Raw genomic sequence first — 15614 nt, forward strand, 5'->3', positions numbered from 1 at the left:
TATCCCCCTCTGAAGGGCAGGTTGGTTACGCGTTACTCACCCGTTCGCCACTAAGATCGATAGAAGCAAGCTTCCATCTCTCTCCGTTCGACTTGCATGTGTTAAGCACGCCGCCAGCGTTCGTCCTGAGCCAGGATCAAACTCTCCAAGATATCTTGGAGCTATTTGCTAGCTCGTTTTCGTTGTTGTCTCTAACCGAAGTTAGTGACTAGAATTTATTTGGTTGGTTTCGACGTTGTCGAAACCCGCACTCTGGCTATGTTCATTTCGTTAAAAATGATTACCTTACATTGTTCAGTTTTCAAAGATCTGCTTTATCGCTTTACCTTAGGGGCTTGCGACAGCTTAATCAGTATATCGCAATCAGTTTATCGTGTCAAGCACTTTTTTAAAATTTCTTTTAAAAAGTTTTGCTGCGAAAACAGAAAGAATATACATCACTTTTTTCAAAATAACCCGCTTCCAATTGCTTGAAGGCGGTCACTTGATGTCCCGTGATTGAGGACATGAACTATCATACCCTTTTTGCCTATGGTTCGTCAACCCCTTTTTACTAAATATTTTTAAGATTTTTAATTAAACACATTATTCCTTCAAGCGTGGACAACACATGCTTTTACCTCATGTATCACCTTTAACTGCATATAGTAGTATATATATATTAATTGTACCTCTTGTTGTATAAATACACTTTAAACCCACTACTTACAATTTTGTCCCACCCCATACCTTACCGATTATGCATACACCCCCTTAGCATGAGTTATAACTAACCTTTATACGTTACACATGCTTAAACTATGCATTTAAATTGACACTCCTATGTTATAACCATATAATAAAATTATAAAACAAATACAGTCCCCTATAGGCGCTTTTTAAGCTTAATAGAGAAGTCGGTGCAAATCCGACACGGTCCCGCCGCTGTGAAGTGGAGTTCCTTTTTATTATGTCACTGAACATTATGTTTGGGAAGGCAAAAGGAATGATGAAGCTGAGTCAGAAGAACTGCCTAAGGAAGCATGTCGTTATACCCGCGATAGACGGGAAGATATGGTGTGATTCTTTTCGCATACAATCTTACCGTTTTGCAGTCTTGCTGTGAAACGGTATTTTTTTCGAAACTACTTCCTATTGGAGACTGCCCGGTACATCCACTTATATGGCTCTTCGGTAGGAAGTTTTATTATTGTTATAGGAGGAAACAATATATCCCACCGCGTTATTTATGAGACACAGTAAGTAAGTCCAACTGCCGCTCGCCATCTCACAGCGCGAGGCTAAGCGACAAAACGGTTTTACCTAATCATAGACGCAACGAAGCCACATAGTGTTGTATATAGCGAATGCATCAATTTTCTTGCATTTCATATTCTATTTGCTATGTAGAAAGGATTCGTACTATGGAACATAAGCAGCAGACTCTAGCCGTTTCAAGGCAAAATGGGCACGAGGAATTGCCCGCTGTCACCTTTGACGAGTTTGAAATTCCCAGTTATGACGAATGGCAGGCCGCCGTTGAAAAACTGTTAAAAGGTAAGCCTTTCGATAAGAGTATGTTCACGAAAACTTACGAAGGTATTTTATTTCACCCAATTTATCGTTTAGAGGATCAAAAAGAATTAACCCACCCTTACACCTATCCGGGATTAGCGGATAAGCTCCGCGGCGCGCATGCCAGCGGCTATATCCACACACCTTGGTCAATCGCTCAGCGCTGTGATGCCAAAACCATCAGCGATGCCAATGCCATGGCAGCTTTCGAGCTCGATAAAGGCAGCACGGTTGTAAGCATTACTACCGACAGCTTAACACAACAAGGCATCGATCCTACCGATGGTACTGACGAAACATTCATCGATACCGGCGTTTCCTTGAGCACAGCCGAAGATGTAAAAGCTTTATTAAAAGATATTGATGTTAACAAGCATGAAATCGAATTATTCGGCGGACCATCTGCCGTTAATCTCATCAGTGCTGTATCCATCGCCTGCAAAGCAGCCGGGTTAAAATCCGCCGAATTGCACGGTGCTATTGCTGCCGACCCTATCGGTTCTTTACTCCGTTTTGGCAAAGTAAATCGTCCGCTCGACGAACTCTATGATGATATGGCTCATACGATTCACTGGGCTAAAGCACATGCACCTAATTTAAAAACAGTCCTCGTTGATGCCGATGTATATCACAACGGCGGGGCCAACGGTATTCAAGAAGCAGCCTATGCCCTTCATACCGCTTTGACTTATATGCGCGCTATGGAACGTCGCGGTATTGATGTTGATACCTTCTGCCGTCACATTCGTTTCCACTTCAGCGTAGGCGCTACCTTCTTCATGGAAATCGCCAAACTTCGCAGCATTAAAATGCTCTGGTCCCAATTAGTACGCCATTGCGGCGGCGACGAAGATGCACAGCGCATTAATTTGTATGTAAGTACATCCGCTTTTTGCCAAACTGTATATGACCCATATGTAAACTTATTGCGTGCAGCATCCCAATCCTTCTCGGCTGTAGTAGGCGGCATTGACGGTATGAATGTGTATCCGTTCGACCATTGTATCCGTCCGAGTGATGAATTCTCTCGTCGTATTGCCCGCAATATCCAAATTATGGAACAGCATGAATTCAACTTCATTCAACCGGTCGATCCTGCCGGCGGCAGCTGGTATCTCGAACCGTTAACGGAAGAGTTCACTGAAAAATCCTGGGCTAAATTCCAAGAATTGGAAAACATGGGGGGCATTATTGAAGCCATCAAAGCCGGTAAAGTTCAAGAAGCCGTTCACAGCATTTTGGAAGACCGCTTCAAGAAATTGGCAACTCGCCAAGACCGTGCCGTTGGTAATAACATGTACCCTAACATGACCGAAGAATTGCTGGAAGTACCTGAAATCAATAAGGCAGACCTCTTAAAGCAACGCTTAGACGAACTTGCCGAACAACGTAAGGCAGCCGATCAAACAGCCATCGACGAAGCTTTACAAGTTCTTAAAGACTCCGACTTCAGCGAACCGATGTCGCTTATCGGCGCTGTGAAAACAGCCCTGAACGCGGGTGCTACTTTCGGCGAAATCACAAACGCCCTCGCTACCGACAGCCAAGGTGAGACCGTTTCACCAATCGAAGCGCATCGCTGGACCGAACGTTATGAAAAATTACGCCGCACGACGGAAGAATTTGTAGCCGAAACCGGCGACAATGTTCATATCTTCCTGGCTAACATGGGTCCTATCCCGCAACATAAAGCCCGTGCCGACTTTGTTACATCCTTCATGCAGGTTGCCGCTTTTGACGTAGCCTTGAACAACGGTTTCAAAACAGTGGAAGACGCCGTAGCCGCCGCCCTTGAATCCAAGGCGGACGTAGCCATTGTGTGCTCCACCGACGATACCTATCCGGAACTGGCTCCGGCCGTTACCAAAGGCATCAAAGCCCAGCGCCCTGAAATGAAAGTATTCCTCGCCGGGGCGCCATCACCTGAATTAAAAGAAATGTGTGATGCTGCCGGCATGGATGACTACATCAGTGTACGCTCCAACTGCTACGAAACGCTGTTACGGATGCAACAAGAAAAGGGGATGATTAAATAATGGCTAAAATACCTAATTTCGCAAATATCCCATTTGCCGGGGCCGAAGCCAATGAGCAAGCGGCTCAAGAATGGCTTACACAGTTAAAAGCTGAAACAGGCAAATCCTTTGATGAAAACTTCTATCGTACGATGGAACAAATCGATGTAGCGCCGCTTTATGATCAGGGTGCTTACGCCGATTGTAATCACTTATCCTATATGGCAGGTTTACCGCCATATTTACGCGGACCATACGCTACCATGTATGTAACCCGCCCTTGGACCGTTCGTCAGTACGCCGGTTTCTCCACCGCCGAAGAATCGAACGCCTTCTATCGTCGTAACCTCGCGGCCGGTCAAAAAGGCTTATCCATCGCCTTCGACCTTGCTACGCACCGCGGTTATGACTCCGACCATCCGCGCGTAGTAGGCGACGTTGGTAAAGCCGGCGTAGCCGTTGACTCCATTCTCGACATGGAAATCCTCTTCTCCGGGATTCCACTCGATCAGATGTCCGTATCCATGACAATGAACGGCGCCGTTTTGCCAATCATGGCGTTCTACATCTTAGCCGGTGAAGAACAAGGCGTTGATAAAAAAGTTATGGCCGGTACGATTCAAAATGACATTTTGAAAGAGTTCATGGTACGTAACACCTATATCTATCCTCCGGCCGCTTCCATGCGTATTATCGGCGATATTTTCGCGTATACGTCCAAATATATGCCTAAATTTAACAGTATCTCTATTTCCGGCTACCATATGCAAGAAGCAGGCGCTACCGCCGATATTGAGTTAGGTTACACCTTGGCGGACGGTCTTGAATATCTCCGTACCGGTACCCAACACGGCTTAACCATTGACCAGTTCGCCCCTCGTCTGTCCTTCTTCTGGGCTATGGGTAAAAACTACTTCATGGAAATCGCCAAAATGCGTGCCGGCCGTATGTTATGGGCTAAAATCGTTAACAGCTTCAATCCGGAAAATCCTAAATCCATGGCGCTTCGTACGCACTCACAGACATCCGGTTGGAGCCTCACCGAACAGGATCCGTTCAACAACATTACTCGTACTTGTATCGAAGCTATGGCGGCGGCTCTCGGCCATACCCAGTCGCTTCATACCAATGCGCTTGACGAAGCTATTGCCTTGCCGACAGACTTCTCGGCCCGTATTGCCCGTAATACGCAGCTTTATATCCAGGATGAAACCAAGGTATGTAAAGTTATCGACCCATGGGGCGGTTCCTACTATGTAGAATTCTTGACTAACCAATTGATTCGCAAAGCCTGGGCTCATATTCAGGAAATCGAAGAATTGGGCGGCATGAGTAAAGCTATCGACACCGGCCTTCCTAAGATGCGTATCGAAGAAGCGGCCGCTCGTCGCCAAGCCCATATTGACTCCGGTAGTGAAAAAATCGTCGGCGTTAACTATCTGCGCTTAGACAAAGAAGATCCGCTCGATATTCTCGAAGTAGATAATACTACCGTACGCTTGGCTCAGATTGAACGTCTTGAAAAATTACGCGCTAACCGCGACAACGACAAAGTTCGTCAATGCCTCGACGCCATCACGCATTCCATGGAAACCGGCGAAGGTAACTTATTGGAATTGGCCGTAGAAGCCGCTCGTGCCCGTGCGTCCAAAGGTGAAATCTCCGATGCCGTTGAAAAAGTGTGCGGTCGTCACAAAGCCATTATCCGTTCCATTTCCGGCGTATACAGCAGCGAATTCAGTGATGATGACGTTATCTCCGAAGTACGTCAGATGACCGATGACTTCGAAGAACGCGAAGGTCGTCGCCCTCGTATCTTCATCGCTAAGATGGGTCAGGACGGCCATGACCGCGGTGCGAAAGTTATTGCTACCGCCTTCGCCGATATGGGCTATGACGTAGATATCGGACCTTTATTCCAAACTCCGGAAGAAGCTGCCCAAGACGCCGTGGATAATGACGTTCACATCGTCGGCATCAGCTCCTTGGCGGCCGGCCATAAAACTCTTATGCCACAACTTATTGAAGAGCTCAAAAAACGCGGCCGTGAAGATATCATGGTTATCATCGGCGGCGTAATTCCGGCTCAAGATTATGATTTCTTATATGAACACGGTGCCGCTGCCATCTTTGGCCCCGGTACCATTATCCCTGTATGCGCGAAGAAAGTACTCGAATTGTTAAATGAACGTCTAGAGGAGTGATACTATGACGGAACGATATAAACCGTCCTGGGTTCCCGAAGCCGATGATGATAAATTCGCCTGCCGCGTTATGCGCGGCGTCAATGACAGTCCTTTGCGTAATACCTCAAGTACACCGCCTCAACAAACCGGCAAACGACCGGCCAAGCTTACCGTCGATGATTACGTGGAAGGCATTTTAAGCGGCAATCGCATGATGCTGTCCCGTGCCATTACCCTCATCGAAAGTAACGCGGCCGCTCATTTTGAAATGGCCCAGCAAGTCATTCAAAAGGTTTTGCCATACACCGGTAAAGCAACGCGTATCGGCATCACCGGGGTACCGGGCGCCGGTAAATCCACCTTTATCGAGTGCCTCGGTACCAAACTTTGCCAAGAAGGTCATAAAGTAGCCGTTTTGGCGGTCGATCCGTCCAGTACCGTAACGGGTGGCAGTATTTTGGGTGATAAAACTCGTATGTTTACCTTATCACGGCAGGAAAACGCCTTCATTCGTCCGTCCCCTTCGGGCGGGACGCTGGGCGGCCTCACCCGTAAAAGCCGTGAAACCTTACTTCTTTGTGAAGCAGCCGGCTATGACACAATTCTCGTCGAAACCGTCGGGGTTGGTCAAAGCGAGACCACCGTGCGCTCCATGGTCGACTTTTTCCTATTAGTCGTACTAACCGGTGCCGGTGACGAACTGCAAGGCATGAAAAAAGGGGTTATCGAGCTCTCCGATGCCATCGTGGTCAATAAAGCGGACGGTGACAACAAACCGAAAGCCCTGATTACAAAATCGGAATACAATCGTATTCTCCATTTCCTCCGCCCCGCCACGGAAGGGTGGACTACCCAGGCATACACTTGCTCGGCGTACACCGGCGAAGGCGTTATGGAGCTTTGGCATGATGTTATTGAAAAATTCATCGAACAATGCCAAGCCAACGGCGTCTTACAGGAGCGACGCAAACAACAAACTATGTCGTGGGTATACTCCATGGTGGAAGAGCATCTTCACAATTTATTCTATCGGGCGCCGCGCATCATTGCCTGCAAAGACAGCGTGGAAGACCAAGTGCTCCAAGGCGAGCTGACACCAACCTTAGCGGTGCAGCAGCTCATCAATACATTTATTGAAGAAAAATTGGAGCCTATCGGATCTAAAAGTAATCCGATACTCAAATAGGCAATATCCGTATCGCGCGGATCATCCTAATATCCCAAGGCCGGCACAAGTGCCGTAGCACCTTGTGTCCGGTCCTTACAGGGTTTCACAACGCCTTACAACCGGAATCCACAGAAAGGAGGCCATCCGATTGACCACACAAAATCAAGACAATGACTACAAAGTGCCTCAAGGATTACTCGACCTTGTATCGCGCCGTTATAATGTAGAAATTATTGACAGCCACTATATTTTGGTGGATGACAAATTCAACCGTTATAACATTATGTATGATATGCGCTTACCCCAAACCGTACAGATAGCTTTGCGCTCAACGTACGGCCCTAACGATACGGCTATGCATGTCAAATGGGAGTTTATAGAGTCAACTAATAGCGTGCGTTTTTATTCGGAGATAGGCAACAATATACTCCTCCTCTTGGATAGCGTAATGCCAGAAAACGACAGTGCTGTCTAAGTGTCTATATAGCTGACCCCAGAAACATTACTCACACCCCCCAACGCTACTCTATAGCTTTCATTGTGTGTAGCCTATAAGGAAAAGCGTAATGCAGAGATTCAATTTTGAATCCGAATGCATTACGCTTTTTCTTTTTATATATTCGCTTGTGAATAACTTATTTTTTAAAACTTAATCACTTTTCTGTGGATAACTTAGGTTTTTCAGTGGATAAGTAGTGGATAACCGATAGTTTAATGTGTATAAACCTGTGACAAACTGTGAATAAGTCACCCTGTTTTGGTGGATAACTTTTTTCATAATCATTCAAACACACCTCAGCTAAGCTCTTTACTGAGCCAATAGGTTTGCCACTCATCCTTTGTATCATAAAATTCAACATAACCATGGCGTTGCCAGAAGGCACATCCTTTGATGAGAAATCTATGGGTATTCAAACATAAATGAGTATAACCAAACTCTTTGGCTCTTGCTTCCAGTACCTTATAAATCTGACGTCCATAGCCTGAACTTTGTGCTTTCGGTGAAATATACACGCGCGATATATATCCCCAGAGCGACTCATCCACACAATGAGGCGGACGGCGATGATGAGCTTCCAATGGGCTTATACAACCTGTCCCCACCACTTCGCCATTTTCATAAAGTACATAGAAAGAACTTCGCTTATCAGGCGAATAGTGTTCCGCTAATTGTAAAAAATATTTATTGTGCTCACTATCCAAAGGCCTTCTATAATGCAAATGCATTTGCTCAACTAAGAATTGATAAATCGGCTCCCGCGGCGTGTCCGGGGTAATCAGTTCAATATTTGCCATACCTAATAAATCAGCCTCCAAATACCTACATCATCCTACTATAACGCCTTGGCAGTCCCTACTGCCTTCACCTTATAATACGACCGGTTTGCGATGCTCCGTCACTTCAAATACAGCCGCTAACAGCTTACGTGTATAAGGATGTTTAGCTTCTGTTAAATGTTTCGCCGAAATTGCTTCCACCACTTCGCCGTTATACATCACAACTACTCTATGGCATATACTGCGAATTAAGGCAATGTCATGAGCAACAAATAAATACGTTAGATTCTTTTCCTTTTGCAATTTAACGAGCAATTTAGCAATCGAATCTTGTACGGATACATCAAGAGCCGAAGTCGCTTCGTCAAATACAACAATATCCGGCTCCAACACTAAGGCACGGGCAATGGCCACCCTTTGACGCTGACCGCCACTCATTTCATGAGGATAACGTTTGGCAAACGTGCCGTTAAGCCCAACCATCTCCAAATACTTGGTGGCAATAGCCGTGGTTTCTCCTTTTTTCAAAAGACCGAAATTATACAAAGGTTCACAAATAATATCTTCAACTGACATACGCGGGTCAAAGGCCTGCGAGGAATCCTGGAACACCATTTGAATCTTGCGGCGTTGTTCGCGCTTTTCTTTGGCCGATGCTTTGGAAATTTCCACACCGTTTAAATAGATTTCGCCACCGGAAGGTGCTGTCATTTGCATAATCATCTTCATGAGCGTACTTTTACCGGAGCCCGATTCACCAACAATCCCCAGCGATTCGCCGCGCCATAAGGACCAACATACTTCTTTACAAGCTTGCAACGTGCCACCATTCGGCAACGAGAAATTTTTACAAAGACCTTTAACTTCCAAAATCGGAGTGCCTACGCCGTCAGCCGCCGCCATTGAAGTATGAGTGCCGTAATTTTCAGTATAGGCTACGGCTTCCTTATTCAACTGTGTCGACATAGCGTGTCCCTCCTAACGTCGGTACGGCTTGCAATAACTGCTGGGTATAAGCGGAATGCTCTTTGAAAAGAACATCATCCCGTGAGCCGTAATCTACCACTTTACCTTGTTGCATAACCATGATTTTATCCGCCATATGAGCGGCTACCCCGATGTTGTGGGTTACCATGATAATGCCGGTGCGACTTTTTTGGCAAAGCCGCATCAATTCCTCTACAATCTGAGCCTGCGTTGTCACATCAAGGGCCGAAGTCGGTTCATCGGCAAGCAACAAGTGTGGCGTGAAGGCCATCGCCATGGCAATCCCCAAGCGCTGACGTTGACCGCCGCTAAGTTCAAAGGGATACCGTTTCAAAAAGTCCTTATCCGCCGGCAAGGATACCATTTTCATCAATTCGATGGCTTTCGTTTCCGCCGCCCCTTTATCTAAATCACTGTGGCGACGAATATGGGCAATGAACTGTTTGCCGATGGTCTGAATCGGGTCCATAGCACTGCCGCTATCCTGGAAGATCATGGAAATATCGGTGCCCCTATATTTCCGCCATTCTTCCTCAGACCATGTAGCAATATCTTGGCCGCGGTAATTAGCGCCGCCGGCCACAACATGACCTCCTACGGACAACAAGCCGATTAAGGCACGAATGACCGTGGTTTTGCCACTGCCCGACTCACCTACAATAACGAGAATTTCGCCTTCTTCTAAGGAAAACGTAACGTCTGTCACAGAAGGCGCCGCTTCACCATAGGCTATGCTCAAATTATTTACTTCTACCAGTGCTGCCTCCCGTGTCATATCGTTTGCGCACATCCTTTCGTATTGCTTATATAACAAAGATTTTTCAAAATATTATATATCACCTAATAGTATTTCGTATCAAAACAACGATATACAAATGAGCTTATTTAGAAATATCGTTCGTAATCCAGTAGTAATCGGATGGGAACATAACTACACCTTTAAGTGCTTTATTGGCAATGATATTAGTCATTGGGTAACCAAGGTATAAAGCTGCACCGTCATTTAAGAGAATCTGCTGTGCTTCAATAATTAATTGTTTACGAACAGCCGGATCGAATTCAGTAGACAATGCATCTAATTTAGCATCGAATTCAGGATTGCTGTAACCGGAACCATTTTGCGGATTATCGCCGTTAACATTAGTTTTCCAGTACCATTTGAGGAATGTTTCAGGGTCACCGGTATTCGCTGTTACGATATTGGAGATAAGCAAATCATAATCTCCGTCGATCCCCATTTTATCGATTAAGGTATAGTCAACCGTTTTAATTTTTACATCTACGCCCACTTTACGAAGGTCAGCTTGTACCGCTTCAGCGAAGATAGGTAACTCAGCACGACTGTTGTATACTACGAAGTTAACGGACAACGGACGACCGTCTTTATCTAAGATTCCGTCGCCATCGGTATCTTTCCAACCGGCTTCTGCCAATAATTGTTTAGAGCGGTCAGGATTGTACGCATTTGGATCAGTCAATTGATTAAAACCATAATCCATGGATGGTGGAATCGGTGCTTTACCCGGAATGAAGGTGCCTTTTAAGAGTACATCTGCATAGTTTTGACGGTCCGTAGCGCTGATGAAGGCAGCACGCACTTTAGGGTCGCCCAATAAGCCTTTTTGATTGATACGCGCCAATACTACGCGCAAGGAAGCAATTTCATCAACCTGGAATTTGTCGTTCCCTTTGAAAAGATCGATTTCGCCCGGCCCAATGTTAACGGCCATATCTACTTCACCGGATTGTAATGCCATAGCACGAGTATTAGGGTCTTCAATGGACGGCACTTCTACAGTTTTGAACGGTACGGAACCATTCCAGTAGTTTTCATTAGCTTTTAACACGGATTTATCTTTACTGTACGAAACAACGGTGTACGGGCCGGTTGCAATCGGACCTTCTTTGGCAAAGTTACGGCCATCTTTTTCAGCTTGTACGTCAACAACGAGGAATAAAGGATCCGCTAATAAACCGGGCATGTTCGGCATAGGTTTTTTAGTCTTAATAATTAAATCCTGACCGTTGGCTTCAATAGAATCATATTCGAAGAATGTACTGGCACGTTTAGCTTTAGCAAAAGCACGCTCAATAGATTCTTTTACTTCAGCAGCCGTTACTTTTTTACCGTTAGAGAATTTAGCCTTATCATCAATCGTAAATGTCCAAGTCAATTTATCATCAGCCAAGGACCATTTAGATGCTATCCAAGGTTTAGCCACCATGGATTTGTCAAACTTGGTAAGCGTTTCACCGATACCGTAACGCATAACTACCCAAGCATAGAAGTTATCGGTAGGCTCCAACGTATCCGCAAAGTTGGTTACCCCTACTTTTAACACATCTTTGTTTTCTGCAGAATCACTGCCGCAACCGGCCAAAAGCGATGCCGCCAATACCACGCCTAAGCCACCGAGTAGCGCTTTACGCCAGAATTTTTTCATAATAACATTCCTCCATAAAAATACCTTTAACAAATTAACACACAGTTTGATTAACGCTAACACTCAAGATGAAATTATATAAATCCCTAACGGGTATCATCTGACAAAATGTAAATACGAAATTCTCCCATTAACCTATATAAAGATTCCGTCTCTTAGCCTCTGTTTTGACGCGGATCCAAAATATCGCGCAAGCTGTCACTCCAAAGGTTAAAAATAGATACTACGATAAGAATAGCCGCCCCCGGGAAAATCATAAGCCATGGTGCCAACTGTAAATATTGACGACCTTCATTGAGCATTAACCCCCATTCCGGTGTCGGTGGTTGTGCCCCGAAACCGAGGAATGAGAGACCGGCTACTTCGAGCATCATAACGCCAAGGTCCATGCTGGCCGTTACAACGACGAGCGGCATAATGTTTGGCAACACGTGACGACGCAAGATAACGGCCGACGTACCGCCACTCATAATAGCGGCCGCTATATAATCTTCCTGACGAACTTTAATAACAAGACTTCGCACTAAACGCGCATATTTAGCCCAACCTACAATGGTGAGCGCCAAAATGGTATTGCCTACGCTACCGCCCATAATACCGGCAATAGCGATGGCAAGCACGATGCCCGGAAAAGAAATCATGATGTCGCAAAGACGCATGAGCACCATTTCAACTTTGCCGCCGAAATAACCGGCCAAAGATCCTACTAAGGTACCGATGGACGCAACCAACACAACAATGGTAAAGCCCATGAATAAGGATAAGCCGGTGCCGTAAATGATACGCGACAATACGTCACGACCTAATTTATCCGTCCCGAACCAATGGGTAGAACTCGGCGCTTTTAAGGCATTGCTTAAATTCGAAGCAAACGGATCGTTCGGCGTAAGCCATGGTGAAAAAAGAGCTATCAATACAACCAATAAAACTAAGGATGTATAGAAGGAGAAAGCTTTATGTGTTCTAATAAACTCTTTCATTATTTACTCCCCCTTCTCAATCTAGGATCCAAGAGCGTATACGAATAATCGATTACACCATTAATTAACATATACGCAATAGAAGCCCAAAGTACGAAACCTTCAATTAACGGATAATCACGGAAAGTAATCGCCTGTACGGCCATTTTACCAAGCCCCGGCCACGAGAATACCATCTCTACAACCGCAACCCCACCAAGCAACCAGCCCATGGACATACCGAAGATGGTAAGTAGTGGTAAAAAGGCATTTGGCAAAATATGTTTAAACATGATTTCCGTATTTGTCATACCGCGTGCTCTAGCACCTACGGCATAATCTTTATTGATTTCTTCCAAAACTACCAAACGTACCTGGCGCATAAATTTTGAAATTAACGTAAATGCCAAGGTAAAAGCAGGTAAAATCGCATTTTTTAACGAAACGGTTGCCGTCGCAATCGGGGCAATACCCAATTTATAGCCAAAAATGTAAAGCAACATAAGACCAAGCCAGAAAGCCGGTATGGAAATACCGATAAATGCAATTCCGCGGAAGAGGTAGTCAGGCCATTTATTCTGGTAGATAGCGGCGATAACCCCCATGGGAACGGCTATGACGAGTAGCATCACAATTGTTACACTCGCCAACATAAGTGTACCCGGTAAGGCCTCCATCATCTTATCTACAACAGGTTTCTTGGCTGAATACGACATTCCAAGATCCCCTTGCACCGCATGAGACAACCAATTACCATATTGCACCAAGAACGGTTTATCTAACCCCAATTCCTGCCTCGTATGATCAATCAGTTCCTGTGAAACCATGGTATCCGCGGTTTCCAAAATCATGAGCACAGGGTCGCCCGGCGCCAGAAAACTTAAACTGAAAGTTAAAAATGTAACCCCAATTACCGTCACCAACACCTGCCCCAAATGCTGCAGTGTTTTTTTAAACATTCCTGTCCCCCCCTAATATACTCAATTTTCAAACTTACACTATCAACATCTATGAATCCTTTTTAGACAATATCGTTTTAAATCAAACTTCTATTATAAAAATTCATAAAATTTAGTAAATAAAAAAACTCACCCTTGAAAGAGTGAGTACGCAAAACAAATTTTAGTCAAATTAACCCCATAACACATCCCATTAACTATGTGCAACAGTCAATTTGTTATAAGCAGGCTTTCTGGCTCATGATTCATCGTTTATTTCCAGCCTTCCCAGTTTCCCAGTGACTCCTTGTTGAAATAAACTCCTCATTTACAGCTGTTTCCAGCATAGGATTTGCACCTATTTTCCTCTTAAATCGCTCGGCATACCCGACACTTACAACACTAAGATCTTTTATAGAAGTTAGTCAGAGTATATTATTCAATTTCGAAAATAAAATCCTTTATCACTAATATGTTAGCGTATTTATTGTAAATGTGTCAATAAAAAGTCAGGAATTTTTAGCCGTTTTAAGCTATTTTATAGAAAAATAATTCATTATATTGATAGATTCCTATGTTTACTCAAATTTTCTTTAATTTATTATACCCTAGTAGGTATAGTATTATACCGTAAGGGGTATATGTACTTCTTGCAATATACGTGAGTTTACCGGAGATAACACTCAAAAAATGAAGCTATAAGTCAACAGCAATAAACAATAAGGTCTATATTGATATTAATTATAATCAATTCATAGTTAACTGAATTTCTACTAAAATAGTAGCCTTAAAAAGTAAATAAAAATAAATTTAAGGCAGTAAAAATCATGTCAATTTTTTACTCATTTACACTTCACATTTCAAATAAAAGGTGTATAATAAACGGCGTATTATGTTTTTATCAAAGCATAATCAATAAATTAATTTATCGTGATTAATAAGGAGAATTTAGTGTTATGAACAGCAAGGATAAAACGCCGATTATACTGTATTTGGGGGAATTCAATAATCAGTTAGAGGCGGAAATCGTTGTTAAAGAAAAAAGGGAGCCCTATTATTCATCAAATGAAGAAAGCCCGGCGATGATTCGCCGAGCCTATTTTCAGTCAGAACATTATAGAAAGAAGAGAAGGAATTAAGGCTACGCCTTCACAAACTCACACCCTGTTTTAATAGGGAAGTTTTCATACGTTACCCAATCACTGGAACTTCCCACATAAAGAGCGGATTCAATACCGATTTCACTCATGGCGAGCATAGCAAGGCAAGCCGTAATACCGGAGCCGCAATATGTCACAATTGGTGTCTTAGTCGTTTTCAAATCTTTGAACATTTCTTTCAACTCTGCTTCAGACTTTAAACCGTTAGCAGTATAACAATTTTCCCAATAATAGTTGACTGCTGTCGGAATATGACCGGTCATACCATCCATGGTATCGATAACGCTACCGTCATAACGTTCGCTCGCACGAGCATCAACGATGATGTGGTCACCATTTTCACTGGCTGCCAACACTTCGGCACGGCTCATAAGCATATGAGGTTGTAAACGATAATCAAGTTGACTTGTTTCGGTTGGTAATTCAGTTGAATCAGTAGTTAAAGTATGTCCTTCTTTTACCCATCGTTCAATGCCGCCTTCTAATACTTTTACAACGTCTAAGCCGATGTATTTGAGCATCCACCATAAACGACCGGCTAAGAAAATCCAGCTGTCACAAATAACAACAGGAGTATCTTTAGTAATACCAAAACGTTCCATTTTTTTAGCAAATTCAACCATGTTTGGCAAAGGATGACGACCACCATGTTCTTCAACGGGATCGGATAAATCACCGGCTAAATTAATTGCAAAGGCTCCTTCAATGTGACCTGTGGCATAAGCTTTATCATCACGTACATCTAAAATTACAACGTCTTTTTGAATATTGGCTAACTCTTGAGGTGTAATAAAATTTTTCATCTTCGTACCTCCATATATATTAATACTATATTAGAAAACATCTATATAGTGTTATTGTAACAAAAACTAGGCTTATAGGACAAAAAGTGTGTGTGGCTTTTTTAAATTAATCCCAATAAATT

Annotated in this window: 12 protein-coding genes, 1 rRNA gene and 2 riboswitches; of the genes, 5 read left to right on the top strand and 8 right to left on the bottom strand. The window is 44.0% G+C overall.

Annotated elements, in window-relative coordinates:
- Positions 1-152: ribosomal RNA gene (locus tag MXE28_RS10160) — 16S ribosomal RNA — on the bottom strand; the annotation flags it as partial.
- A 700-nt stretch (positions 153-852) separates the two neighbouring features.
- Positions 853-1031: riboswitch (cobalamin riboswitch) on the top strand.
- 372 nt (positions 1032-1403) lie between these two features.
- Between MXE28_RS10160 and MXE28_RS10165 the strand changes: the two genes are divergently transcribed.
- From MXE28_RS10165 to MXE28_RS10180, 4 genes are all read left to right on the top strand, one after another.
- Positions 1404-3590 carry a methylmalonyl-CoA mutase family protein gene (locus tag MXE28_RS10165; protein WP_226974620.1) on the top strand — a complete coding sequence of 729 codons (2187 nt, stop codon included), beginning with the start codon at positions 1404-1406 and terminating at the stop codon, positions 3588-3590.
- Complete coding sequence (gene scpA / locus MXE28_RS10170; RefSeq protein ID WP_127059371.1) at positions 3590-5773, top strand: methylmalonyl-CoA mutase; 2184 nt, start codon at positions 3590-3592, stop codon at positions 5771-5773. Before MXE28_RS10165 ends, scpA begins: the two co-directional genes overlap by 1 nt.
- Before the next feature lie 4 nt (positions 5774-5777).
- A complete protein-coding gene (gene meaB / locus MXE28_RS10175) occupies positions 5778-6941 on the top strand; it encodes a methylmalonyl Co-A mutase-associated GTPase MeaB (protein WP_226974621.1) in 1164 nt (387 codons plus the stop codon).
- A 130-nt stretch (positions 6942-7071) separates the two neighbouring features.
- Positions 7072-7398, top strand: a complete 327-nt coding sequence (locus tag MXE28_RS10180; RefSeq protein WP_226974622.1) for a hypothetical protein — start codon at positions 7072-7074, stop codon at positions 7396-7398.
- Positions 7399-7718: 320 nt separating this feature from the next.
- On the opposite strand, the gene MXE28_RS10185 is transcribed toward MXE28_RS10180, so the two are convergent.
- From MXE28_RS10185 to nikB, 6 genes are all read right to left on the bottom strand, one after another.
- Positions 7719-8219, bottom strand: coding sequence for a GNAT family N-acetyltransferase (locus MXE28_RS10185; RefSeq protein WP_226974623.1), 501 nt, complete (start codon positions 8217-8219; stop codon positions 7719-7721).
- A 72-nt stretch (positions 8220-8291) separates the two neighbouring features.
- Complete coding sequence (locus MXE28_RS10190) at positions 8292-9104, bottom strand: dipeptide/oligopeptide/nickel ABC transporter ATP-binding protein (protein WP_156705595.1); 813 nt, start codon at positions 9102-9104, stop codon at positions 8292-8294.
- Positions 9105-9147: 43 nt separating this feature from the next.
- Positions 9148-9963: an ABC transporter ATP-binding protein gene (locus MXE28_RS10195; RefSeq protein WP_021840301.1), complete on the bottom strand. Its 816-nt coding sequence runs from the start codon at positions 9961-9963 to the stop codon at positions 9148-9150.
- A gap of 106 nt (positions 9964-10069) precedes the next feature.
- Entirely contained in the window at positions 10070-11632 is a 1563-nt protein-coding gene (locus MXE28_RS10200; RefSeq protein ID WP_021840302.1) for an ABC transporter substrate-binding protein, read from the bottom strand.
- A gap of 155 nt (positions 11633-11787) precedes the next feature.
- On the bottom strand, positions 11788-12612 hold the full coding sequence (gene nikC, locus MXE28_RS10205) for a nickel transporter permease (protein ID WP_021840303.1): 825 nt from the start codon (positions 12610-12612) through the stop codon (positions 11788-11790).
- Entirely contained in the window at positions 12612-13550 is a 939-nt protein-coding gene (gene nikB, locus MXE28_RS10210) for a nickel ABC transporter permease (protein ID WP_021840304.1), read from the bottom strand. The genes nikC and nikB overlap by 1 nt, the downstream gene beginning before the upstream one ends.
- A 205-nt stretch (positions 13551-13755) precedes the next feature.
- A riboswitch (cobalamin riboswitch) is annotated at positions 13756-13942 on the bottom strand.
- 543 nt (positions 13943-14485) lie between these two features.
- On the opposite strand from nikB, the gene MXE28_RS10215 reads away from it, so the two are divergent.
- Positions 14486-14668 (top strand): hypothetical protein, encoded by a 183-nt coding sequence (locus MXE28_RS10215; protein ID WP_021840305.1) that lies wholly within the window; start codon positions 14486-14488, stop codon positions 14666-14668.
- Positions 14669-14670: 2 nt separating this feature from the next.
- Here the strand turns inward: MXE28_RS10215 and MXE28_RS10220 are convergent, their stop codons facing one another.
- A complete protein-coding gene (locus tag MXE28_RS10220) occupies positions 14671-15492 on the bottom strand; it encodes a sulfurtransferase (RefSeq protein WP_021840306.1) in 822 nt (273 codons plus the stop codon).
- Positions 15493-15614 lie beyond the last annotated feature (122 nt).

It is taken from the genome of Veillonella sp. KGMB01456, assembly GCF_023051165.1.
In the GTDB taxonomy this organism is placed as follows: Bacteria; Bacillota; Negativicutes; order Veillonellales; family Veillonellaceae; genus Veillonella_A.

Excerpts from the sequence above, each read along its gene's own strand:
- MXE28_RS10165 (WP_226974620.1), top strand. The coding sequence starts at position 1,404 with ATGGAACATAAGCAGCAGACTCTAGCCGTTTCAAGGCAAAATGGGCAC.
- scpA (WP_127059371.1), top strand. The coding sequence starts at position 3,590 with ATGGCTAAAATACCTAATTTCGCAAATATCCCATTTGCCGGGGCCGAA.
- meaB (WP_226974621.1), top strand. The coding sequence starts at position 5,778 with ATGACGGAACGATATAAACCGTCCTGGGTTCCCGAAGCCGATGATGAT.
- MXE28_RS10185 (WP_226974623.1), bottom strand. The coding sequence starts at position 8,219 with ATGGCAAATATTGAACTGATTACCCCGGACACGCCGCGGGAGCCGATT.
- MXE28_RS10190 (WP_156705595.1), bottom strand. The coding sequence starts at position 9,104 with ATGGCGGCGGCTGACGGCGTAGGCACTCCGATTTTGGAAGTTAAAGGT.
- MXE28_RS10195 (WP_021840301.1), bottom strand. The coding sequence starts at position 9,963 with ATGACACGGGAGGCAGCACTGGTAGAAGTAAATAATTTGAGCATAGCC.
- MXE28_RS10200 (WP_021840302.1), bottom strand. The coding sequence starts at position 11,632 with ATGAAAAAATTCTGGCGTAAAGCGCTACTCGGTGGCTTAGGCGTGGTA.
- nikC (WP_021840303.1), bottom strand. The coding sequence starts at position 12,612 with ATGAAAGAGTTTATTAGAACACATAAAGCTTTCTCCTTCTATACATCC.
- nikB (WP_021840304.1), bottom strand. The coding sequence starts at position 13,550 with ATGTTTAAAAAAACACTGCAGCATTTGGGGCAGGTGTTGGTGACGGTA.
- MXE28_RS10215 (WP_021840305.1), top strand. The coding sequence starts at position 14,486 with ATGAACAGCAAGGATAAAACGCCGATTATACTGTATTTGGGGGAATTC.
- MXE28_RS10220 (WP_021840306.1), bottom strand. The coding sequence starts at position 15,492 with ATGAAAAATTTTATTACACCTCAAGAGTTAGCCAATATTCAAAAAGAC.